The 22,386-nt window shown below is 69.8% G+C and carries 15 protein-coding genes; 8 read left to right on the top strand and 7 right to left on the bottom strand.

Annotated features, from left to right (window positions below):
* The first annotated feature begins 24 nt into the window (after positions 1-24).
* Positions 25-2,199, top strand: coding sequence for a PAS domain S-box protein (locus tag OV427_RS02385; RefSeq protein WP_267854492.1), 2,175 nt, complete (start codon positions 25-27; stop codon positions 2,197-2,199).
* Positions 2,115-2,891, top strand: coding sequence for a sensor histidine kinase (locus OV427_RS02380; protein ID WP_267854491.1), 777 nt, complete (start codon positions 2,115-2,117; stop codon positions 2,889-2,891). Before OV427_RS02385 ends, OV427_RS02380 begins: the two co-directional genes overlap by 85 nt.
* 13 nt (positions 2,892-2,904) lie before the next feature.
* Here OV427_RS02380 and xdhB read toward each other — a convergent pair whose 3' ends face one another.
* The 3 genes from xdhB to OV427_RS02365 all read right to left on the bottom strand — a co-directional run bounded on the left by xdhB (position 2,905) and on the right by OV427_RS02365 (position 8,728).
* Positions 2,905-6,714: a xanthine dehydrogenase molybdopterin binding subunit gene (gene xdhB, locus OV427_RS02375; RefSeq protein WP_267854490.1), complete on the bottom strand. Its 3,810-nt coding sequence runs from the start codon at positions 6,712-6,714 to the stop codon at positions 2,905-2,907.
* 5 nt (positions 6,715-6,719) lie between these two features.
* Positions 6,720-7,553 carry a xanthine dehydrogenase accessory protein XdhC gene (gene xdhC / locus OV427_RS02370; RefSeq protein WP_267854489.1) on the bottom strand — a complete coding sequence of 278 codons (834 nt, stop codon included), beginning with the start codon at positions 7,551-7,553 and terminating at the stop codon, positions 6,720-6,722.
* 62 nt (positions 7,554-7,615) lie between these two features.
* The gene (locus OV427_RS02365) at positions 7,616-8,728 is read right to left on the bottom strand and encodes a spore photoproduct lyase family protein (RefSeq protein ID WP_267854488.1); all 1,113 of its coding nucleotides are present in this window, start codon (positions 8,726-8,728) and stop codon (positions 7,616-7,618) included.
* A 141-nt stretch (positions 8,729-8,869) separates the two neighbouring features.
* Between OV427_RS02365 and OV427_RS02360 the strand changes: the two genes are divergently transcribed.
* Entirely contained in the window at positions 8,870-9,925 is a 1,056-nt protein-coding gene (locus OV427_RS02360) for a hypothetical protein (RefSeq protein WP_267854487.1), read from the top strand.
* Positions 9,926-9,987: 62 nt separating this feature from the next.
* Here the strand turns inward: OV427_RS02360 and OV427_RS02355 are convergent, their stop codons facing one another.
* The 4 genes from OV427_RS02355 to OV427_RS02340 all read right to left on the bottom strand — a co-directional run bounded on the left by OV427_RS02355 (position 9,988) and on the right by OV427_RS02340 (position 15,125).
* Complete coding sequence (locus tag OV427_RS02355; protein ID WP_267854486.1) at positions 9,988-11,316, bottom strand: DUF418 domain-containing protein; 1,329 nt, start codon at positions 11,314-11,316, stop codon at positions 9,988-9,990.
* A 154-nt stretch (positions 11,317-11,470) separates the two neighbouring features.
* The gene (nth, locus tag OV427_RS02350) at positions 11,471-12,103 is read right to left on the bottom strand and encodes an endonuclease III (RefSeq protein ID WP_267854485.1); all 633 of its coding nucleotides are present in this window, start codon (positions 12,101-12,103) and stop codon (positions 11,471-11,473) included.
* Between the two features lie 71 nt (positions 12,104-12,174).
* Positions 12,175-14,514: an ethanolamine ammonia-lyase subunit EutB gene (gene eutB / locus OV427_RS02345; RefSeq protein ID WP_267854484.1), complete on the bottom strand. Its 2,340-nt coding sequence runs from the start codon at positions 14,512-14,514 to the stop codon at positions 12,175-12,177.
* Between the two features lie 233 nt (positions 14,515-14,747).
* Positions 14,748-15,125, bottom strand: coding sequence for a hypothetical protein (locus OV427_RS02340; RefSeq protein WP_267854483.1), 378 nt, complete (start codon positions 15,123-15,125; stop codon positions 14,748-14,750).
* Between the two features lie 149 nt (positions 15,126-15,274).
* Between OV427_RS02340 and OV427_RS02335 the strand changes: the two genes are divergently transcribed.
* The 5 genes from OV427_RS02335 (at position 15,275) to OV427_RS02315 (ending at position 22,369) form a co-directional block, all read left to right on the top strand.
* Entirely contained in the window at positions 15,275-16,168 is an 894-nt protein-coding gene (locus OV427_RS02335) for a 1,4-dihydroxy-2-naphthoyl-CoA synthase (RefSeq protein ID WP_267854482.1), read from the top strand.
* Positions 16,169-16,421: 253 nt separating this feature from the next.
* The gene (locus OV427_RS02330; protein ID WP_267854481.1) at positions 16,422-16,652 is read left to right on the top strand and encodes a PqqD family protein; all 231 of its coding nucleotides are present in this window, start codon (positions 16,422-16,424) and stop codon (positions 16,650-16,652) included.
* A gap of 1,639 nt (positions 16,653-18,291) precedes the next feature.
* Positions 18,292-18,951, top strand: a complete 660-nt coding sequence (locus OV427_RS02325) for a hypothetical protein (RefSeq protein WP_267854480.1) — start codon at positions 18,292-18,294, stop codon at positions 18,949-18,951.
* Entirely contained in the window at positions 18,945-20,243 is a 1,299-nt protein-coding gene (locus OV427_RS02320; protein ID WP_267854479.1) for an MFS transporter, read from the top strand. Before OV427_RS02325 ends, OV427_RS02320 begins: the two co-directional genes overlap by 7 nt.
* Entirely contained in the window at positions 20,240-22,369 is a 2,130-nt protein-coding gene (locus tag OV427_RS02315) for a carbohydrate binding family 9 domain-containing protein (protein ID WP_267854478.1), read from the top strand. Before OV427_RS02320 ends, OV427_RS02315 begins: the two co-directional genes overlap by 4 nt.
* Positions 22,370-22,386: the final 17 nt, after the last annotated feature.

Genomic DNA, 22,386 nt, shown 5'->3' with positions numbered 1-22,386 from the left:
TCGCGAAGGGCCGCGGCTGCGCTGGTGCGAGAGAAGGTCCTCCTGCCTCGGCTGGGCGCGGAGGAGGGTGCATGCCTGCGCTCCGCGCTCGCCGCCCTGGGCCGCGAGCCCGTGGAAGTGGACGCGGCGGAGCAGGCCGCGGTGCTGCTCCGGGACGAGTCCTTCGAATTGCTCGTGCTCGATGCCGACGCTGAAGACCCGGACGCCTGGACCCGGAGCTTCCAGCGGGCCATGCGAGAGCAGGGAGGGATGGCGCTGCTGCTGCTCGTCTCCTCCGAGCGCCCGGAGGGCCGGCTCCTCATGGACGCGCTGCCGGGCACCCTGGCGTACGCCGTGCGGCCGCTCTCGCGGGACGCGGTGGTCCGCACCCTTCGCGCCCTCCTGGGGAGCGGTCCGGAGCGGAATGACGCCGCGGAAGCCACGCTGGCCTCGGAATGGAGGGCGGAGCTCCGGATCGAGCGGGAAGCGCGGGCGGCCGTGGAGGGCCGGCTGGAGGAGCTGCTGCGCAGCGAGCGGCGCCTGCATGCCCTGCTGGAGGCGACCACGAGCGTGATGTGGACGTTGACGCCCGAAGGCTCCGCCGTCGAGCCGAGTGTCTCGTGGGAGGCCTTCACCGGGAGGGCCTTCGCCGAGTACCGGGGCCACGGCTACATGAACCTCATCCACCCCGAGGACCGCGAGGGCGTCTGGAAGGACTGGGCCCTGGCGCTGTTCAGGCCCACGCCGTATTCCTCCGAGTACCGCCTGCTGCGCCATGACGGGAGCTGGCGGCGGATGCTGTCACGCGGAGTCCCGGTGCTGGGGCCGGACGGCCGCGTGCGGGAGTGGGTGGGCTGGCTGGTGGACGTCACCGAGCCGCGGGAGCAGGAGCTGGCGCTCCGAAAGAGCGAGGAGCAGTTCCGCGCCTTCTTCAACCTCGCCGCCGCGGGCATGGCGCAGGTGGACCCCTTCACCGGCCGGCTCCTGGTCGTGAATGCGAAGCTGTGCGAGGTGACGGGCTACACCGCCCAGGAACTGGGCGGGATGACCTACATCGACCTCGTCCACCCCGAGGAGCGGCCCCAGGGCGCCGCGGGGCTCGCACGGCTGGTGAGAGGGGGCGAGGTTCCCGCCATCAACGCCCGCCGCTGGGTCCGGAAGGATGGCGGCATCATCTGGGTGGAGATTGCCGCCACCCTCATCCGCGACGAGTCCGGGCGACCGCTGCGCGTGGTGTCGGTCATCCAGGACGTCACCGCGCGCAAGCACGCGGAGCTGGAGCGCGGCCGCCTGGTGTCGGTGGTGGAGAGCTCGCCCGACGTCATCTGCATCCACGACGTGGACGGGCGGGCCCTCTACATCAACGAGGCGGGCCGCACGCTGCTGGGCCTGGAGAGCCTGGCGGAGGTCCAGGGGCTCTCGGTGCTCGACCAGGTGCACCCGGACGACCGCCACATCATCGAGCAGGAGGCGCTCCCCGCCATCGAGCGGGAGGGCCGGTGGGTGGGTGACATCCGCGCCCTCAACCAGCGCACCGGGAAGGCCATCCCCCTCTTCAGCCAGTACTTCCTCGTCCGGGACTCGGAGAGCGGCCAGCCGACAGGGCTGGGTTGCATCTCCCGCGACATCACCGAGCGGAAGCTCTCCGAGGAGCGTCTCACCTTCCTCGCCCGGGCCAGCCGACTGCTGGCCAGCAGCCTCGATGACGAGACGACCCTGCTGACGCGCGTGGCCGAGCTGGCGGCGTCCTCGGTGGCTACGTGCTGCATGGTGAGCCTGACGCAGCCGGAGGGGACGCCGCTTTGGCTGGAGGTGGCGCACCGTGAGCCGGCCCGGGCCCCGCATGTCCAACAGGCGCTACAAGAGGCCGCGAAGCCCGTCTGGACCGCGCTCTACGACGCGCTGTCGACCTCCGGGCGGGCCGTGCTCGTCGACCTCCGCGAGACGCAGTCACCCGGACCCATGCACCGCGCGCTGCTCGAGGCGATGGAGGCGGTGTCCGTCGTGGCGGTGGCCCTCACCTCGCGCGGGCATGTGCTGGGTGTCATCGCCTTTGCGTCGGGGGACCCGGACCGGCTGTATGGAGATGAGGACCGGGTCATGGCGGAGGAGCTGGCCTACCGGCGGCAGCGGCGGTGGACAATGCCCGCCTCTACGCGCAGGCCCAGCGCGCCATCCGGCTGCGCGACGAGTTCCTCTCCGTCGCCAGCCATGAGCTGAAGACACCGCTCACGCCCCTGGCGCTCAAGCTGCAGGGCATGAAGCGCTCGCTTCCCGTGGAGTCCCTGGGGGACGCGGCGGAGCGGATGCGCGGGGACCTGGAGCTGGCGCAGCGGCAGGTCCGCCGGCTGGCGGAGCTCGTCGACGGGCTCCTCGACGTGTCACGCATCCGCGCGGGCCGGCTCCAGCTCGAGCTGGAATCGGTGGACCTGTCCGCGCTCGTCCGTGAGTTGGTGGCGCGCTACGAGCCGCAGGCGCAGCGTGCCTGGTCACGCATCTTCCTGGAGGCCGACCCTTCCATCCTCGGGAGGTGGGACCGCTCCCGGCTGGAGCAGGTGGTCTCCAACCTGCTCTCCAACGCACTCAAGTACGGCGCGGGGAAGCCCGTGCACGTGCAGGTGGCCGCCAGCGAGAAGACGGCCCGGCTCGTGGTGCGGGACGAGGGCATCGGCATCGAGCCGCAGTCGCTCCACCGCATCTTCCAGCGCTTCGAGCGCGCCGTGTCGGAGCGGCACTACGGGGGACTGGGCCTGGGGCTCTACATCACCCGGCAGATTGTGGAGGCCCACGGCGGCTGCGTGGGGGCCGAGAGCGCCCCGGGCCAGGGCGCGACCTTCACCGTCACGCTTCCGCTGGAGGGGCCCTCCGACGTGGCGGGCCCGTGCGACGGCCCTGGGTCGCCCGTGTCCTGACCTCCGGACGGCCCTACGCCGCCTCGCGTCCGTCCTCCTTCGCACCGGCGGCCAGCCGTTTCTGGATGGCGAGGAACAGCGCCTCGTGAGTGGCGGGCGAGGCCAATTCCACCTCGCCGCCGGCCTGTCCGAACGCGGCCACCGCGTCGCGCAGCGCCTCGCGAGCGGACATGGCGAGCATCAGCGGCGGCTCACCCACGGCCTTGCTCCCATGAATGGTGTTGTGCTGCCGAGCCTTCTCCATCAGCCGCACGCGGAAGTCGATGGGCGCGTCGCTGAACGCGGGCACGGCGTACGTACTGGCCGAGTGCGTGAGCAGCCGTCCATTGGCGTCCCACTTCAGGTCTTCGCCGGTGAGCCACCCGAGCCCCTGTACGAAGCCGCCCTCAATCTGCCCGCGGTCCACGCCGGGGTTGAGCGAGTCGCCCACGTCCTCCAGCAGGTCCACGCGCAGCACGCGCTTCATGCCGGTGTAGCCGTCCACCTCCACCTCGCACACGGCGGCGCCATAGGCGAAGTAGAGGAAGGGCCGGCCCCGGCCGCGCGCCTTGTCGTAGCCGATGCCCGGCGTCTGGTAGTAGCCCGTCACCGACAGCCCCACGCGCGACAGGTACGCGGCCTCCACCACCGCCGCGAAGGGCAGGGCCACCTCGGGCTCGCCCGCGGGCCCCACGCGTCCGTCCTGGAATACCAGCGCCTCGGGAGCCACGCTGCGTCCGTGCTTCTCGGCGAGCAGCCGCGCGGCCACCGGGGCGAGCCGCTCGCGCAGGGTGACGCACGCATTGCGCACGGCCGCGCCGTTCAGGTCCGAGCCACTGGAGGCAGCGGTGGCGGACGTGTTGGGCACCTTGTCGGTGGCCGTCTTCGCCATCCGCACGGCGCTGGCGGGAAGTCCCAGTTCGCGCATGGCCACGCCCTGCACCTTGGTGTGCAGGCCCTGGCCCATCTCCGTGCCGCCGTGCGACACCATGACCGAGCCGTCGCGGTACACGTGGACGAGCGCGCCGGCCTGGTTGAGGAACGTGGCGGTGAAGGAGATGCCGAACTTCATCGGCGTGAGCGCCAGGCCGCGCTTGATGCGGGGCGAGCGGGCGTTGAAGTCGTCGACCTCCTGCCGCCGCCGCGCGAAGTCCGAGGACTCCTTCAGCTCGCGCCAGAGCCGGGGCATGCGCTCGTCCTCCAACTCCTGCCCGTAATGCGTGGTGTTCGTCTCGCCCGAGCCGGCGTAGAGGTTGCGCTCCCGCACCTCCTCGGGAGGCAGGCCCACGGCGCGAGCCACGCGGGCGAGGACCTCCTCACACACGAGCATGCCCTGGGGGCCGCCGAAGCCACGGAAGGCGGTGTTGGACACCAGGTGCGTCTTCGCCACGCGGCCCGAGTACGCCAGGGCCGGCACGTAGTAGGCGTTGTCCAGGTGGAAGAGGGCGCGGTCGAGGATGGACTCGGACAAATCCAGCGACCAGCCGCCGTTGGACACCAGTTGCGCGCGCAGGGCGAGCAGCTTCCCCTGGCCGTCGAAGCCGGCCTCGAAGGTGGCGTGGAAGGGGTGGCGCTTGCCGGTGACGGTCATGTCCACGTCGCGGTCCATCATCCACCGCACGGGCCGGCCCGTGTGCCACGCGGCCAGGGCCACCAGGGCCGCGGGGGAGTTGCCCTGCGTCTCCTTGCCGCCGAAGCCGCCGCCCATGCGCGGGGCCTGCACCACCACGCGGCTGCGCGGCAAATCGAGCACGTGGGAGATGACGGCCTGCACCTCCGAGGGGTGCTGGGTGGAGGACGTCACCGTGACGTCGCCATCGTCGCCGCGCTCGGCGAAGGCGGCATGCGTCTCCAGGTAGAAGTGCTCCTGGCCGCCAATGGACAGCGTGCCGGTGAGGCGGTGGGGGCTGCCGGCCAGCGCGGCGTCCACGTCACCCCGGCGGATGACGTGCGGCTCGGTGTGGTAGCTGCCCTGGACGATGGCGTCCTCCACGGTGAGGACGGCGGGCAGCGGCTCGTACTCCACCACCACGGCGCGCGCGGCGGCGCGGCAGGCGTCGACGGACTCGCCCACCACCAGGGCCACCACCTGCCCGTGGAAGAGCACCTCCCGGTCGGCGAGCAGCGGCTCGTCGTGGCGGATGGGGCCGGTGTCGTTCATGCCGGGGATGTCCTCGGCCATCAGCACCGCCACCACGCCCGGCATCTTCCGCGCGGCGATGGGGTCCCTGCGGAGGATGCGGGCATGCGCGTGCGGCGCGCACACCGGCCAGACCTCCAGCATGGGCTGCCGCTGCGCGAGGTCGTCCACGTACTGCGCGCTGCCCGTCACGTGGCCCAGCGCGCTCTCGTGCCGCAGCTCGCGGCCCGCGTCCGCGCTGGCCCCCGGCCCGCCCAGGGTGAAGCGAGGGGCGGCGTCCAGCGAGGGGCTGCGCTCGCCGGAGAAGAACTTCTGGAACAGGCCCACCACCAGCCCGCGCCGGTACTCCGCGCTGCCGCGCAAATCACTGATGGGGGTGATTTCCTCCGACAGCACGGGCAGCACCCGCGCCACCGTCTCGCGCGTCCAGGGCTGGCCGGTGAGCACTTCCTCCGCGCGGCGTGCGCGCACGGGGGTTGCCGCCACGCCGCCGTAGGCCAGCCGCGCGAGCCGCACCACGCCGTCCGCGTCCAGTTCCACGCGGAAGCCCGCGGCGACGATGCTGATGTCCAGCTCGCGGCGCTTGGACACCTTGAAGGAGTCCGACAGTCGCTGACCGCCAGCGGGAGTGGACGCATGCGGGATGACGATGTGGCGCACCACTTCATCCGGCCGCAGTGCCGTCTTCCGGTACGCGAGGAAGAAGTCGGCCAGCGGCACGACGCGCTCAGCCTGCACGGAGGCGAGGACGAGCCGCGCGTCCAGCGCGAGCAGCACGGGCGCCATGTCGCCAATGGGCGAGGCCGTCACCAGGTTGCCGGCCAGCGTGGCGCGCTGGCGAATCTGCCGCGAGGCGAAGACGTTCAGCATCTTCGTCACCTCGGGCAGCTCGCTGCCGAGCGCGTCCTCCAACTCCACGAGGGACGACGCGCCGCCCACGTACCACCCGTCCGCCTCGCGGCGGATGGCGCGCAGCGACTCCACGCCCTCGGTGGAGATGAGGAACGGGAAGCGGCGGGCCTTCTTGGTGATGTCCACGCCCAGCTCGGTGGCACCGGCCACGAGGAGCGCCTCGGGGTGGGCGGCCTTGAGCGCGAGCAATTCCTCCCACGAGGTGGGGCGGAGGAACGTCTGTCCGCGCGCCTCGTAGCGCAGCGCGGGCAGCGGCGCGGCGGGGCCGCCGAGGGCCACCCCCGGGAGCGCTTCGCGCGCGGTGCCGGCGTCACGCGTGGCGAGCGCCTCCATCATCGCGTCGCGGATGGGACGGTAGCCGGTGCAGCGGCAGATGTTGCCGCAGAGCTGGTCCGCCACGGCCTCGGGGGTACAGACGTCCTTGCGCGAGTACGCCTCCGCCATGGAGACGATGAAGCCCGGCGTGCAGAAGCCGCACTGCGAGCCGTAGTGCTTCACCATGGCCTGCTGCACGGGGTGGGGCTGCTCGCGGCGGCCCACGCCCTCCACCGTGACGACCTCGCGGCCGGCGACCATGGGGAGCAGGGTGATGCACGCGTTGAAGGCGCGCAGGCAGCGGTTGCCCTGGGCGTCGCGGTCCACCATGGCCACGGTGCACGCGCCGCAGTCTCCCTCGGCGCAGCCCTGCTTCGTCCCGGTGGAGCCGCGCGTGCGCAGGAAGTCCAGCAGGGTGGTGTTGGGGGACACGCCGTCGACGCGAACCGTCGTTCCGTTGAGCAGGAACTCGAACATGATGCTCATTCTCCAGACGATACCCCGCGTACGCGGGGCTGCTCCGGAAGCGATGCTTCGGAGCGTGTGTCAACGCTGAGGCCGTGGTGCACCTGGAGCAGGCCGGCGGCGATGCTCACCGCCACTTCCTGTGGCGACTTGCCGCCAATCTCCACGCCCATGGGGCAGTGCACCCGGTCGATGTTCCGCGTGGGCACGCCCCGGGCCTCCAGCCGCTGGCGGAAGCGGGCCCACTTCGTGCGGCTGCCGATGAGTCCCAGGTAGCGCGCCGGCCGCTCCACCGCGAAGGCGATGATGTCCTGGTCCAGGTCGTGCCGGTGCGTCATCACCGCCACGTACGTGCGGCGCGCGTCCCACGAGGCGCGGGCGGCGAACGCGTCCCACGGCTCGTCGTGGCGCACCACCGACGCGGGGATTCGCTCGCCTTGCAGCCACTCGGGGCGCTCGTCCACGAGGTGGACCTGGAAGGGCGTGCCCTCCAGCGTGCGGCACAGCGCCTGGCCCACGTGGCCGGCGCCGAAGAGGTAGAGGCGCGGGCCGTGATTCACCAGCTCCACGAAGACGTCCACCACGCCGCCGCAGCACTGGCCCAGCTTCGCGCCCAGCGGGTAGCGGTAGGAGCGGGCCTCGCCCTTCTCCAGGCAGGCGCGCGCGTCCGCGAGCACCAGTTGCTCCAGGTGGCCGCCGCCCACGGTGCCGTGGAACGTCCCGTCCGCGCGCACGAGCAGCTTCGCGCCGGGCTCGGCGGGGGTACTGCCCTGGCACGCAGTCACCGTCGCGACGGCGAAGGGCGCATCTTCACGAGACCACTCCGCCAGTTGGCGGACCCAATCCCACATGGTCCGACCGAGTCTGCCACAGCCTGGGCCCCGGTAGTCACGGCTCGGACACTGCGTGCGGGTCAGAACGCGTATCTCACCCGGCAGTAGGGCATGCGGCGGGCCAGCAGCTCCTCGAGCTCGGCCACCAGGCGTCCCTTCAGCCCGGTGCGGTAGCGCACGTTGGCGCCGCCGCCCTGGGACACCTTGGCCTCCTGCGTCCCGGGCGTCCAGAGCAAGGCCTCGGCCCTGGGGTGCCAGCGCAGGTTCACCTCGTGGAGGCCCGCGTGGTGGGTGAGGAAGATGACCTCGGCGGCGAGCTGGGCCTTCGCCTCGGGGGAGAGCACGTCGTCCACCTGCTGGAAGAGCGCGTCGTACTCGGTCTGCCAGCCGTCGTAGACGACGACGGGGGAGAAGTTGAGGTGGACCTCGTAGCCAGCGGCCACGAAGTCGTTGATGGCGGCGATGCGCTCGGAGATGGGGCTGGTGCGCACGTCCAGCAGCTTCGCCTTCGCGTGTGGCATGAGGCTGAAGCGGATGCGCGTCTTGCCCTTCGGCGCGTAGTCCAGCAGCTCGCGGTTGACGAGCTTGGTGGCGAAGGTGCCCATCGCGTTGGGCAGCGTGGTGAAGAGGCGGACCAGGTCCCTCACGTTGTTGCTCAGGGCCGCGTCCGCGGCGCAGTCGCTGTTGCAGCCGATGTCATAGGCCCAGTAGCGCGGGTCCACGCTGTTGCCTTCCGTCTTCGGCCCCAGCCGCTGTGCGTGCCGGCGGATGGAGGCGAGGATCCGGTCGATGTTGACGAAGACGGTGACGGGGTTGGCGTAGCCCTTGTGGCGCGGCACGTAGCAGTACGCGCAGCTCATGACGCAGCCGTTGGCGGTGGACGGCGGGATGAAGTCGCAGCTGCGCCCGTTGGGGGTGAAGGACATCGTCTTCTTCACGCCCAGCACCAGGGTGCTGCCCTTGATGCGGTTCCAGGCCTCGGCGTTGCCCTCGTTGCCGAACAGGCCGGGGATGTTCTGGTGCGACGCCACCTCCACCCGCTCCGCGTCCGGGAAGCGCGCGAGGATTTCCCTGCCGCGAAGGTGCTCCTCCACGCCCGGCTCCAGGTAGATGCGGGACACCTTCAGCAGCGAGTCCAGCGCACCCGGGCCCGTGGGGGGAGGGGGAGGGGCGAACAGGTCGAGGTTCGACACCGGGCGTACCTAACCCGAAGCCGGGCGCGGCGCAGTGGCGCTGCGAGGGCCTCCGGCTGAACGCCCGGAAGGAGGGCGGGGGCATTGTCGGGTGCGGGACACTCGCGCTAAGAGCGTGGGCACCTCACGAGGGGACTCCTCATGCGCAGACAAGGTTCTCGCACGCGCCCGGGCTGGGCCGTCGCGTTGCTGGGTGTCGTGGCACTGGGTGGCTGCAAGAAGCAGGAGCCCGCACCCGCGGAAGCGGCCACACCGGATGCCGGGCAGGTCGCGGCGGCGGCTCCGGCCGCGAAGGACGCGGGCACGGTGTTGCTGACGGACACGCGCAGGCCGTTCCGCTTCAAGGATGTGACGATTACCCGGACCGGGGTGAGCGTGAAGCTCGCGTACACGCTGGAGAACCTGGGCGCGAAGCGGGCGCGCGCGAGCAGCTGCCTCTCGCTGCATGACAAGGACGGCTATCAGCTCTCGTACACCAGCCTGGGCCCCATCAGCCTGAGGGGTGGGGAGTCGGACGGCTTCGAGGATGTGACGAACATCGCCGAGGACGTCTGGGGCGAGGCCCGCACCGTCCGGCTCTACGCCGGGTCGGCCTGCTACAGCCTCTCGGGGGACACCGTCCTCAGCCCGGTGAGCCACCTGGACCTGACGGGCAGACCTGCGCCCGCGGAGGCTCCCGAGTGGTTGAAGCTCACGGACCCCGAGGATGGCGTCGCCGTCTTCGAGCTGAAGGACGTGGGCCTGAGCCAGGAGTCTCCGTCGGACTCCGTCGTGGCGACCTTCACCGTGACGAACACGGGCACGGCCCGCCTCTCCTTGGGCGTGTGCCTGCGCCTCTACGACAGCGCGGAGAGCACGGGCGACATCGACGAGGCCAGCTCCAGCAACTTCACCATCGCGCCGGGCGCCACCAAGACGGTCTCTTCCGAGCTCACGCTGGATGACGACAAGAACTGGGACTCCACCGTCCTGCTGAGGGCGTATGCGTCCAACTACGGCTGCGCCAGCAGCGCGCGGACGGCCGTGAGCAACGTGGTGGAGTTCCGCAAGCCCTCCGAAATCCACTCGCCCCGGGACGACGCCGAAGCGGACGGCGACGGCGACGGTGAGGGCGGTGGCGACGGCTACGTCCCGGACGAGCCCGTGGATGAATCCGAGCCCGAGCGGGCGCCCGACGGCGTGAGCGACGGGCAGTAGCGGACGAAGGCCCGCTCCACGCGGCGGGGTGCGCCACGTGGAGCGGAGCGCCGTACCCCTCGCTACGCGGGCACGGTGGCGCGGCGGCCCGCGACGTCGTCACGGCGCATCGGCTGCGCCTTGCCGTACGTGAGCGAGCGCCACATCCACTCCGCGGGGCCGAAGCGGAAGCGCGACAGCCAGAGGTGGCTCCACACCACCTGGACGGCGAAGACGGCCAGGCACAGCCCGAAGCACGCGGCCGGGCCTGGCTTCGTTATCTGCCCCAGGCCGTACCCGTAGAAGAACAGTACGCTCATCACCGTCTGCGACAGGTAGTTGGTCAGCGCCATGCGGCCCACTGGCGCGAGCACCCCGAGCAGCCGCTGCCATGCGGCGCGCTGGAAGAGCAGGGTGATGCCCGACACGTAGACGCTCGCGAAGCCCAGCTCGCCCAGGTGCCGCAGGGGCGCCATGGCGAAGGGCACCCACGTGGGCAGCGACTCCGGGGTGAGAATCTTGCGGAGCATCAGTTGCTGCAGCACCAGCCCGGCGCCGCTGCCCACCACCCCGGCCACCAGCCCCCACCCGAGCAGCCGGCGGAACAGGCCCAGGTGCTGGGGCGCGTCGTGGAAGAGCCGGCGCCGCCCCGCCAGCAGGCCCAGGAGGAAGCGGCCGAACGTGGCGAGCATGGTGGCGAGAATCATCGGCAGGAAGTCGAGCACGTAGAAGCGGCCGCCATCCCGCACCACGTCCAGCCAGCTCCCGCCCGAGAAGGCCGCCAGGGCCTGCGCCTTGAGGGCCGCGGAGTGCTCTCCTGACGCCTTCGCGATGGCGGCCCCGGCCTCCGGCGTGGCGGCGAGCAGCTGCGGCAGCTTGACGATGAGCGTGCCGATGACGGGCCACACGAAGGCCAGCAGCGCGGCGCCGATGAGCAGCGTCCGGTCCGAGCGCCGCCGGAACACCAGCAGCCCGAAGCCCAGCACCGCGTACGTGCTGAGGATGTCGCCGTACCAGAGCAGGAACAGGTGGGTGAGCCCCATCATCAGCATCACCCCCAGGCGCCGCGAGTAGAGCGGGGCGATGGAGGCGCCGCGCTCCTCGGCCCGGCCCATTTGCACCGCGAAGCCCAGGCCGAAGAGGAAGGAGAAGATGGTGATGAACTTCCCGAACACCAGCAGCATGAAGGCCTGCGTGGTGACGGTGTCCAGCAGCGAGGCGCTCGCCATCATCGCCATCATCTGCTCGCGCGGGACGAACGCCCTGCCGCTGAACCACATGTAGACGTTGGAGATGAACACGCCGCAGAGCGCGAAGCCGCGCAGCGTGTCGAGGAGCGCCAGCCGCTCGCTGGAGTCAATCGGGCGGGCCTCGGCGCCAGGTGCCGCGACGTGGGAAGGGGCAGGGGTCATGTCCCTTCAAGAGGCGGCCGAACCCGAGCCCGGCCGCCCGTATTCCGTGCGTCCGCGCATCCGAGACGTCGGAACACGCGAAGGCTCCGCGCGTCCCAGAGTCGGACGGTGAGAGGCCCTCGCGTCCCACGTCCGGACAGCGCGACGTGCGCAGTCACACGCCGATGCGCGGACAGATGTCCTTGAAGACACACTCCTCGCACTTCGGCTTCTTCGCGGTGCAGGTGTAGCGGCCGTGCAGCACGGTGGCGGGCCCGAAGAAGGTCCACTGCTCGCGGGGCACCAGCTTCATCAGGTCTTCTTCGATGACGTCGGGCTTGTCGTGCTTCGTCAGCCCCATGCGCTGGCTGACGCGGGCGACGTGCGTGTCGACGATGATGCCCGAGGGCAGGTCGAACGCGGTGTTGAGGACCACGTTCGCCGTCTTGCGCGCCACGCCGGGCAGCGTCACCAGTTCGTCCACGGTGCGCGGCACCTCGCCGCCGAAGTCCTCCAGCAGCGCGCGGCTCATGGCCTGCACGGACTTCGTCTTCTGCTTGTAGAAGCCGGTGGGCTTCAGGTCCTCCTCCAGCGCGGCGGTGTCCGCGTCCGCGAGCGCGCGAGGGCCGGGGTACTTCGGGAAGAGGGTGGCGGTGACGCGGTTGACGCGCTCGTCCGTGCACTGCGCCGCGAGGATGGTGGCGACGAGCAGCTCGAAGGGCGTGGACCAGTTGAGCTCGTAGCGCGCATCCGGGTGGGTTTCATGGAGGCGCTCGAGGACGACGGAGACTTTCTGGGCAGGTGTCATGGCGTGGGCTTGCCATGAAACCTACCCGGCGAGTCTGACGTGAGTCACGTCCTCGGACGCATCACGCTCTCCTATGTCGTGAGCTGCTGGAGCAGGCGCACCGTCTCCGGGGCGGCCAGGGACGGTGTCAGGGCCGTGAGGGCGATGCCGGAGACCACGCGGGTGATGTTGTGGTCCACGCGGCCGGCTTGAGTCCAGACCGCCGCCGGGGGCGCGGTGATGTAGGCGGAGAAGGTGTGGTGGCCGGTGCCGGGGCGCTCGCCGATGAGGTGGATGAGGGCGCGGTGCTTCGTCGCGTCGCCCAGTCCTCCGAAGAGCGCCTCGCCCACGCGGTAGCCCGCACGCACGCGGCCCGAGGTGAGCAGCAGGTGCTCCGGCGCGGGTGTGTAGCCGGCCTGGGTGAGCAGATCTCTCAGTGCGACGAGGTACGGCCGAAGCTGGCCGTCATCCATGATGGACAGCGCGTTGAGCCCGTCGGACACGAGGACCTGCACGTCGTACCGGCCCGCATGGCGAACGCGCAGCGAGCGCAGCGCGTCCAGGGACGCGGGGTCGAGCTGCTCGCCCGTCTCCGGATGGAGGATGTATTCCTTGCGGTCCTTCGACTTCGTCACCAGCCGCACGGCGTCCGGCAGGGCGGCGATGAAGGGCTCGGACAGCTCGGTCCACAGGCTCGTCTTGGCGTCGGCGTAGACGCGGCGCATCTCCCGCTCCAGCGCGGGCTCCAAATCCCACGCGTTCGCCCCGTGGCCCACGGCCATGGGCACGCCGCGGGCGCGAATCTCGTCCAGGCGCTGCGCGGCCTCCGCGCGGATTTCAGGCTCGGGCCGCGTGTCTCCCTTCGCGCGCAGGTACTGGAGGTAGACCCAGACGGGGTCGCCGAAGTGCTCGGTGGGCCGGCCCTGCGCGTCGATGACGCCCAGGCGCTGGAAGAAGGCCCACATCCGGTCCTCTACCTTGTAACCGAACTTCTCGCGCAGGCGGACGTGGTCCTGGAAGCCGGTGGTGAGGTAGCCCAGCATCGGGTCGTTCTTGGTGGGCAGGCCCATCAGGTACGCCGGGTTCGCCGGCATGATGCGCTCCAGGCACCAGTCCAGGTCGTCCAGCGACACGTCCATGTGGAGCGTGGAGCAGACGTCCAGGCCAATGGTCAGCCCGTGCAGCTTGCCCATGACGATGTCCTCCAGGCAGCAGCGCACGAGCTGCTCCCGGGTGCGGAACACCTCCGGGCCGATGAAGCCCGCCACGTCGTTGAGGTGGACCCACGGGGCGGCGGCGCGTCCCGCGCCCTCCTGGGCCTTCGCCACCTGCTGCGTCAGCGCGCGCGCGAAGCCGTACTTGCGCGACTCGTGGACGACCATGTCGTAGCCGTGGCCGGAGCCGTTGGTGAAGTCCGCGCCCTGGCCCGTCTCGAAGTAGAGGCCGTACTGGCCGGTGCGTCCGGCCGCGTACCCGAGCATCTTCTCCACCGAGATGTCGAACGTCGCATTGGCCGTGTCGCTGCCGGCGATGCTCTGGAACCAGATGCCGGTGGTGCCGGGGTGCTGGCGCTCCACCTCCGCCTGCACGTCGATGTGGGCCAGCACGCAGTGGGGCAGCACCGCCTCCAGGCCGAACGTCACGAGCAGCTCGTGCAGCGCGGACTCGATGGCGGCCACCGACTCCGGCGAGGACGACACCGGGTTGCAGCCGAGCACCACGTCGCCCACCGCGTAGGCCCAGCCGTCGAATACCTGCCAGCGGATGTCGTCCACGTTGTCGGTGGGTGAGTTGGGTTGGATGCGCGCGCCCAGGTAGCCCCGCGCGCCGAGCTGGCTGCCCGGCAGCGGGTTGAACACCTTGCGCCCGATGGAGATGAGCTCCTCGTCACTCATCAGCTTGACGACGCAGGCGATGACGTCGCTGCCCAGGCCGGGGACGAGGGCGTGGATGTCCGCCTCGCCGCTCTCCAGCAGGAACTGCTTCAGCCGGCCCAGCGTCCAGTCCTGCGAGGCGGACGCGGCCACCCGGTCCTCCGACTCCACGAGCAGCGCGTGCAACTGGTCCTCGCGCAGCGGGTGGGCCCCCAGGTCCACCAGGCGCGTGTTCTCCAGGAGCTGGCGCGCATTCTTCCGGGACGAGTCATCCGCGGCGGCCACGCCCACCAGCGCGTCGCCTTCCTTGAAGGCGTTGGCGGCGCCCAGCACCTGTTTGTAGAGCGTCTCGTCGAAGCCGCCCTTGAGGCGCTGGACGTAGGCGAACACGTCCTCTCCGGCGCGGACCTCGGGAATGTAGACGCCCTCGGGCGGCGGGCCCGGAGGAGGGTGGGTGACGGAGTCCTTTCCGCAGCCCAGGAGGGACGCCGTCGCGCCCCCCAGCATCGCGGCCAGCACGGTGCGCCGGTGCAACAGGAACCGGGATTCGACAGCCATGTTCCGTCCTCGCTTGCGGCGCGCTCCGGGAGGCTCCGGCCTCCCTTCCCCCGCGCGCCATCCAGCGACTCTCGGCGGCTCCGGTAACCCGAGCCAAGACGGCCTTTCGTGCCTTTGGACGGCAACCGACGCCCACAGGCCCCCGGGACGGAGCCCGGGCGCGAGCGCAGGACAGATGCCTCACTCCCTGTTGTCGGATTCCGTGCGCGTGCTTTCCGCTCGCGCGACGGCGGCTACGGCACGTCCACCGTCCTCACGACGTTCTCCGGCGTCCCATCCTCGTGGGTGCGCACGTCGAACGTGACGCGCACCGATGTGCCGGGTGGGAGCGTCTTCTGGAGGTGCGCCTGGACCGCTTGCTCCCGGGGGATGCGCTGGCCCTGGACGCGCGTCTGGTGCGTCACGCGCAGGGGCACGACGGGGCCCTGGGTGCTCTCTATATAAAGGAGGCCCGTGCCCGCGCCGACCACCCGGCCGGAGAGCACGCGCTCTTCGCCCTGCACGCTCTCCGTCTCCGCCGGCTCGGGCGCCCGGGCCGGAGTGGGAGCCTGCGCCAGCGCCGGGGCGCCCAACATGAGCCCGGCGAGCAACCCCAGGGTCGTCCGCTTCATCCGCTGCCTCCCCTGCGCGGCGAGTCGTCTCGCCACCGTGCAGCGTGTGCATCTCCCGCCCCGGGGGCAGCACTCGCTTCCCTGGACGGATGCTGCCACGGGGCCTAGCGTCCGCGGCCGTTCAACCCCTCTCCCCAAGAGACGAATCCATGGTTTCGGCCATCTTCAACCCGGCGCGTTGGAAGCCCGTCGAGGGCTTCAAGTTCAAGGACATCACCTTCCACCGCGCGGTGGACCAGGGCACCGTCCGCATCGCCTTCAACCGGCCCGAGGTGCGCAATGCCTTCCGCCCCCGCACCGTGGATGAACTGTCCCGCGCGCTGGAGGCCACGCGCTTCATGACGGACGTGGGCTGCGTGCTCATCACCGGCAACGGCCCGTCGCCCAAGGACGGCGGCTGGGCGTTCTGCTCCGGGGGAGACCAGCGCATCCGCGGCAAGGACGGCTACAAGTACGAGGGCGAGGAGGGCGAGTCCGACCCGGCACGTCTGGGCCGTCTGCACATCCTCGAGGTGCAGCGGCAGATCCGCTTCCTGCCGAAGGCCGTCGTCGCCGTGGTGCCGGGCTGGGCGGTGGGCGGCGGGCACAGCCTCCACGTGGTCTGCGACATGACCATCGCGAGCAAGGAGCACGCCGTCTTCAAGCAGACCGACGCGGACGTGGCCAGCTTCGACGGCGGCTACGGCTCCGCGCTGCTGGCGCGGCAGGTGGGGCAGAAGCGCGCGCGGGAAATCTTCTTCGTCGGCGCCAACTACTCCGCGGAGGAGGCGCACAAGATGGGCATGGTGAACGCGGTGGTGCCGCACGCGCAGCTCGAGGACTTCGCGCTCGACTGGGCCGCGGAGATCAACACCAAGAGCCCTACCGCCATCAAGATGCTGAAGTACGCCTTCAACCTCCCCGATGACGGCATGGTGGGGCAGCAGCTCTTCGCCGGTGAGGCCACGCGCCTGGCCTACGGAACCGACGAAGCCCAGGAGGGCCGCGACGCCTTCGTCCAGAAGCGCAAGCGCGACTTCAAGCGCTTCCCCTGGTCTTACTGATACTGGCGGCTCGCAGCATAAGGCCCTCCGAGGTGACGCGTCGCATGCATGCGACAAGTCATCTCGGGGGGCCTTCGTGTTTCATCCTGTGATTTCACACGGTTGAGGTCATTTTTCACCTCTGGGTCCGTCAGGTATTGACTATGTGAATGGAAGGATTTAGAAACACGGAAATAGCGAAGCACAGCTTGTCAGGATCTCAGGGGGTTTTTAACAGGTTCTGAGAAAGCTGTGGTCACCAGGAGAGCGCACCTTGGTCCTTCCACGAGCAGCGGCCGGTGTCATCGTCCAGCAGCAGCAGGATGCGTTCTTCCTCATGGATACCGAGGGCGGAGAGGTCTTCCGGGTGAATGAGACCGCCGCCCGCATCTTCGAGCTGTGCCGCAGTGGAAGCACGCTCGACGACGCGGTGCAGGCCCTCGCTGGCGGACGGGCGCTTCGGCGCCGCGGAATGAAATCGCTGAGGACGTGCGGAGTACTGTAACGCAGTTCCAGGAGCTGGGGCTCTGCGAGCCCGCTTCGGCTTCCTGAGAGACGAAACACGTCTCACCCCCTCTGAGATGACTCATCAGGTTCTTCCCTGGTCTGTCTGGCCATGGCCGCGCCTTGCGCATGAAGAGCCGCCAGCTGTGTGTGTTTGGTTTTTAATAAAATGCACACGATGCCTGTGACGCGGAACGCGGTGTTTCACAGCACAGGCCCAACCCCAACACGAAGAGGTTCACCATGTACGTCAAGGCCCAGATCGTTCGCGTCGCCGCTTCCTCCGACAAGTGCTCCTGCGGCGGCACCATGACGCTGAGCAACGCCACCGTCGCCGAGTAGTTCCACCACGGTTCATCAACGCATCGAAAGAGGTCCACCATGTACGTCAAGGCCGAGATCGTCCGCGTTACCGCCGTCAGCGACAAGTGTTCCTGTGGCGGCACGATGACCGTGCGCACGTCCATCGAGTAATTCGATGGCTCGGGCGGGGAGGGTTCCTCCCCGCCCGTTTTCGTTTCTGCCGTGCCGTCCGCGCGACCGGCTCGCCGGAGCGTGGGCGGGAAGCACCACCCCACCACCCCACGAGGTCCACCATGTACGTCAAGGCTGAGATCGTCCGCGTTGCCGCGTCGTCCGACAAGTGCTCCTGCGGCGGCACCATGACCACTGTCAGGGTGCTCGAGTAGTAGTGACGATGCGGACGGGAGGGCTTCCTTCCCGCCCGTGTCGTTCGCAGTGCCCCGGCCGCGCGCCAGCTGCACCGGAGCGGGGACGGGTTCAACCCGCAACACCCCTGAGGTCACCATGTACGTGAAGGCCGAGATCGTCCGCGTTTCCGCGTCGTCCGACAAGTGCTCCTGCGGCGGCACCATGCAGGTGCTGAGCCAGGCCACCGTCGCCGAGTAGTACCGGCGCGGTTTCCATCACAACTCGAAGGAGACTGACCATGTACGTGAAGTCCGAGATCGTTCGCGTTTCCGCGTCGTCTGACAAGTGCTCGTGCGGCGGCACCATGACGCTCGAGACCAGCAGCGCGGTCATCCAGTAGTCGGGCGCAAGCCCGTCCACCCGCAACACCTCAAGAGGTCACCATGTACGTCAAGGCCCAGATCGTTCGCGTTGCCGCTTCGTCCGACAAGTGCTCCTGCGGCGGCACCATGCAGGTGCTCAGCCAGGCCACCGTCGCGGAGTAGTCCTCACCGGTGGGAGCGGGGAGGGTGACCTTCCCGCTCCCGCCGTCTTGCAGCACCTGACCCAACAACCCGAAAGAGGTTCACCATGTACGTCAAGGCCCAGATCGTCCGCGTTGCCGCTTCGTCCGACAAGTGCTCCTGCGGCGGCACGATGACCGTCCTCACCCAGGTCGCGGAGTAGTCCTCCCCGATAGCACCCGGCCGTGGTCCGGTTCTCCGGGCCGCGGCTGGTTTCACCCCATAACCCGAAAGAGGTTCACCATGTACGTCAAGGCCCAGATCGTCCGCGTTGCCGCTTCGTCCGACAAGTGCTCCTGCGGCGGCACCATGACCGCGACCGTGCGCATCGCGGAGTAGTTGAAACACGCGGGCGGGCAGCGGCCTCTTCGGAGGCCGCGTCCCGCCCGTCTTTTCCACAACCCTTTTTTCGCTCCACACCCCACCGTGCCCTCCTCGTCCACGTCACTGCTGCTGCTCACCCAGGCGGACCTCCATGGCGCGCCGCTGTTCCGCGTCGTGTCCGTCGACGTGGCGGTGCGCCCGGGCGAAGGCCGGCTCTGGGTGGACCTGTCGCGTGACACCGGCTACGCGCCGGCCTGGCAGCAGCACCTGCGCCACCTGGCGGCCGTGGGCCGCGGGCGCTACGCGCTGCCCTGGGACGAGATGGACCTCTTCTTCTCCGTTCGCGGCCGCAAGGTCCTGCTGGACGGACGCAGTGCGTCCCTGCCGCTGTTCGTCGCATGGGTGGCGCTGCTCGCCGGGCGTGAACTGCCCGCGCCCTTCCTCGCCACCGGGGTGGCGCTCGACGCTGGCGAGGCGCTGGTGTCCGCGCCGCTCGAGAAGCTCCAGGGCAAGCTGGCCGTGGCGGACGGCTACGTGCGCCAGGTCCACGCGGCCGCCGGGCGCGTGCCGGTGTGGGTCCCCGCCGGCAGTCAGTGGGACGCCGCGCCCCTGACGGCGCTGGACGTGCGCCCCGTCGCGAGCCTCACCGCGGCCGCCGAGTCCGTGCTCGGCGCGCTGCCGCTGCGTCAGGCCGCGCCCGCGGCAACCACGGTGGCCGCTTCAGCGGCCACTTCGGAGTCCGGAGGGGTGGCGGCATGTTGACCCGGGGCATTCGCGCGGTGCGCGAGATGTACGAGCTGACGCGCGGACTGGGCAACCTGCGGGTGCTGCTCGTGTCCGGGCTGGTGGGGACGGTGGCCGGAGGGCTGCTCAACCCGGTGATGCCGCTCTACCTCCAGTCGCGCGGGCTGGACCTGCAGGGCATCGGCCTCGTGTACTCGGTGGGCTCGCTGGTGCCCATCTTCCTGCAGCCGGTGATGGGCTCGCTGTCGGACCGCTACAGCCGCAAGGGCTTCGTGGTGGGCCTGTCGCTGGTGACGTCGCTGCTGGTGCCGGTGATGGCGCTCTTCGCGCACCCGCTGCCGCTGGCCGCCGCGCTGTCGCTCAAGCTCCTGCTGGCGCGCAGCGCGCAGCCGGTGAATGGCGCGCTGGTGGCGGACTTCGCGCCGGCGAAGAAGCGCGCCACCATCTTCGCCCTCCTCGACGCGAGCACCAGCCTCATGTTCGTGCTGGCGCTGGGCGCCTCCGCCTTCGTCGTCCGCTGGCTGTCCACGCAGTACACCTTCTTCCTGGCCGGCGGGCTCTTCCTCATCAGCAGCCTGCTGCTCCTGCGGCTGGAGGAGCCCGCGCGCGAGCCGTCCAAGGCGCGCGCCTCCGGGGGTGAGTGGAAGCTGGCGCTGGACGCCGTGCGCGCCCCGCTGGACTACGTGCGCGGCTCGCCGCGGCTGGCGGGCCTGTTCGCCTGGCAGTTCTTCTTCGCCTTCGCACTCAACCTGTTCCCCATCTACATCCCGCTCTACGCCATGAAGCTGGGAGCGCCGTCCGAGGCCGTGGGGCCGCTGGTCGCCGTCTCCTGGCTCGTCTACGCCTTCGCCCAGCCCTTCGGCGGGCGGCTGTCGGACGCGCTGCCGAAGCGCAACGGCCTCATCCTCGCGGGGCTGGCGGGCATGGTGCTGATGAGCGCCGTGCTCGGCCTCGCCGGCTGGATTCCGGCGCCGTACGGGCTGATTGTCATGGTGGTGGCCTGGGCGCTGCTGGCGGTGCCGGATGGCCTGCACCGCCCCTCCGCGCAGGCGGTGGTGGTGGAGGTGGCCCCGTCCTCGGAGCGCGGCCGCTTCATGGGAGCGCTCGGCGGCTGCGCGGCGCTCGCGCAGGTCCTCGCCCCGCTCACCTACGGCTTCGTCGCCCGGCACGCCGGGCTGTCCAGTGCCTTCCTGTTGTCCTCCGGTGCGCTGCTCTTGTCCCTGGCCGGCATGGCCTGGGCTCCCGAGCGCTCCGCACCGGCTGCTGTCGCCCACACCCCCGTCCTCACCCCATCCCAGGAGCCCGGATGAAACCGTCTACCTGTGCCTGGGGCGCCGCGCTGTTCGTCGCGTGTCTGCCCGCTCTGGCCTTTGCCGATTCGCCCGCTGACCAGCAGCACTACAATTACAAGGCCACCTTCACCAGCGAGCCCATCACCATTGACGGAAAGCCGGACGAGGCCGTGTGGCTCACGGCCCCGGAGGTCTCCGGCTGGCACCTCACGCGCATCGACTACGGCAACCCCGCGCGTGACGACACCAAGGTCCGCATCCTCTACGACAAGCACAACCTGTACGTGCTGTTCTACTGCCTGGACAAGGACCCCTCGAAGATCACCGCCTACAGCGTCCAGAACGAGTCCTTCCTGCACCAGGAGGACAACGTCACGGTGATGCTGGACACGTACAAGGACCACCGCAACGCGTACTACTTCTGGACCAACCCGCTGGGTGTGCGCACCGACGGCCGCATTGTCGCGGACGGCGAGGCCTTCACCACGTCCTGGGCGGGCGAGTGGGAGACCATGGGCTCCGTCACCAAGGACGGGTGGTACTCCGAGGTCCGCATCCCCTTCGCCAACTTCCAGTTCCCGGACGTCCCGGAGGGCGAGGAGGTGACGTTCGGCCTGATGCTGGACCGCGAGCAGGCCCGCACCCAGGAGTGGAGCAACTGGACGCCGGACGGCGTCAACAGCGCCAAGGTGAGTCGCTTCCCGCACCTGGAGGGCCTCAAGGGCATCGAGGGCCGCCGCAGTTGGGGCATCACCCCGTACGTGGCCACGGACTTCGCGCTGAAGACCACCGCGGACCGGAAGATGTTCAAGCCCAACGCCGGCTTCGACGCGCGCATCGACCCGACGTCGAACCTGGCCCTGAAGCTGACCGTCAACCCGGACTTCTCCGACGTGGAGGCCGACCAGGACCGGCTGCTGCTGGACACCGAGGAGCCGCTGCTCCCCGAGCGCCGTCCCTTCTTCGTGGAGAGCGAGCACCTCTTCCTGGCGCCCATCAAGATATTCACCTCGCGCCGCATCGCCATGAAGCCGCATGACCAGGTGATCGGCGGCGCGCAGTTCACCGGCAAGGTGGGCGGCCTGGGCTTCTCGCTGCTCGACGTGCAGCACCGCGACGACCCGGGTGACGGCAGCAACGAGAAGGAGAACCTCAACTCCGGCGTGCTCCGCCTCCAGCAGGACATCGGCAAGCGCTCCGCCATCAACCTGGTGGCGGTGAGCCGCAACGGCGACAAGTACGGCTGGTTCCGCACCGCGGGCCTCGACGCCAACATCCACATCTGGGAGGAGCTCTTCATCCAGGCCCAGGTGCTCAAGAGCTGGAGCGACGTGGCGGGCCACAAGAACTCGGAGGCGTACAAGCTCGCCATCCACCGCTTCGACACCAACTCCGAGTTCTGGATCCACCTGGAGGACATCGGCGCGCGCTACGCCAACCCGCTGGGCTACACGCCGGTGCTCGACAAGCAGGGCTACAACACGCACCTGTACCTGACGCCGTTCCCCAAGCTGCGCTTCCTGCCGCAGATCAACCTCACCTGGGACAGCCTCTGGCGGCGCAACCACGAGCACGTGCGCACCCGCCTGCGCAACCGCGTCAACGTGACGCCGTACCTGAACCACAACTTCGCCCTCTACGCGGACTACGTCTACGACGACAACGAGGGCTTCAAGGACCGCATCGCCACCGGCGGCTTCATCCTCTTCCCCAACGACTGGCAGAGCCTGACGCTGACGGCCTTCACGGGTAACTTCCTGGGCGGCCCCACGCGTGGCATCAACGCCGCGATCAACCTGAAGATGGGGCACCGGCTCCAGGCGAAGTTCAGCGGCTTCTACACGGAGAGCAAGGACGTGCCGGAGAACAGCGAGCTGTTCGGCACCTCCGGCACCGGCCACTCGTGGAGCGGCTACGCGCAGCTGCGCTACCAGTTCAACCCGAACCTCTACACCCGCGTGACGTTCCAGCAGGGCGCGGTGTCCGAGCTGGCGGACTACAGCAACGTGAAGGGCACGCTGCTGGACGCCGTCTTCGGCTGGCACTACCGCGAGTGGAGCGACTTGTTCCTGGTCTACTCGGACCAGCCCTTCAACGGCTCGCAGGAGCGCCGTATCCTCTCGAAGATCTCCTTCACGTACTGAAGAGCCGGAGTGAACCC

Origin of the sequence: Pyxidicoccus sp. MSG2 (assembly GCF_026626705.1) — a bacterium.
GTDB lineage: Bacteria > Myxococcota > Myxococcia > Myxococcales > Myxococcaceae > Myxococcus.
This window is presented reverse-complemented; position numbering and strand designations above follow the sequence as displayed.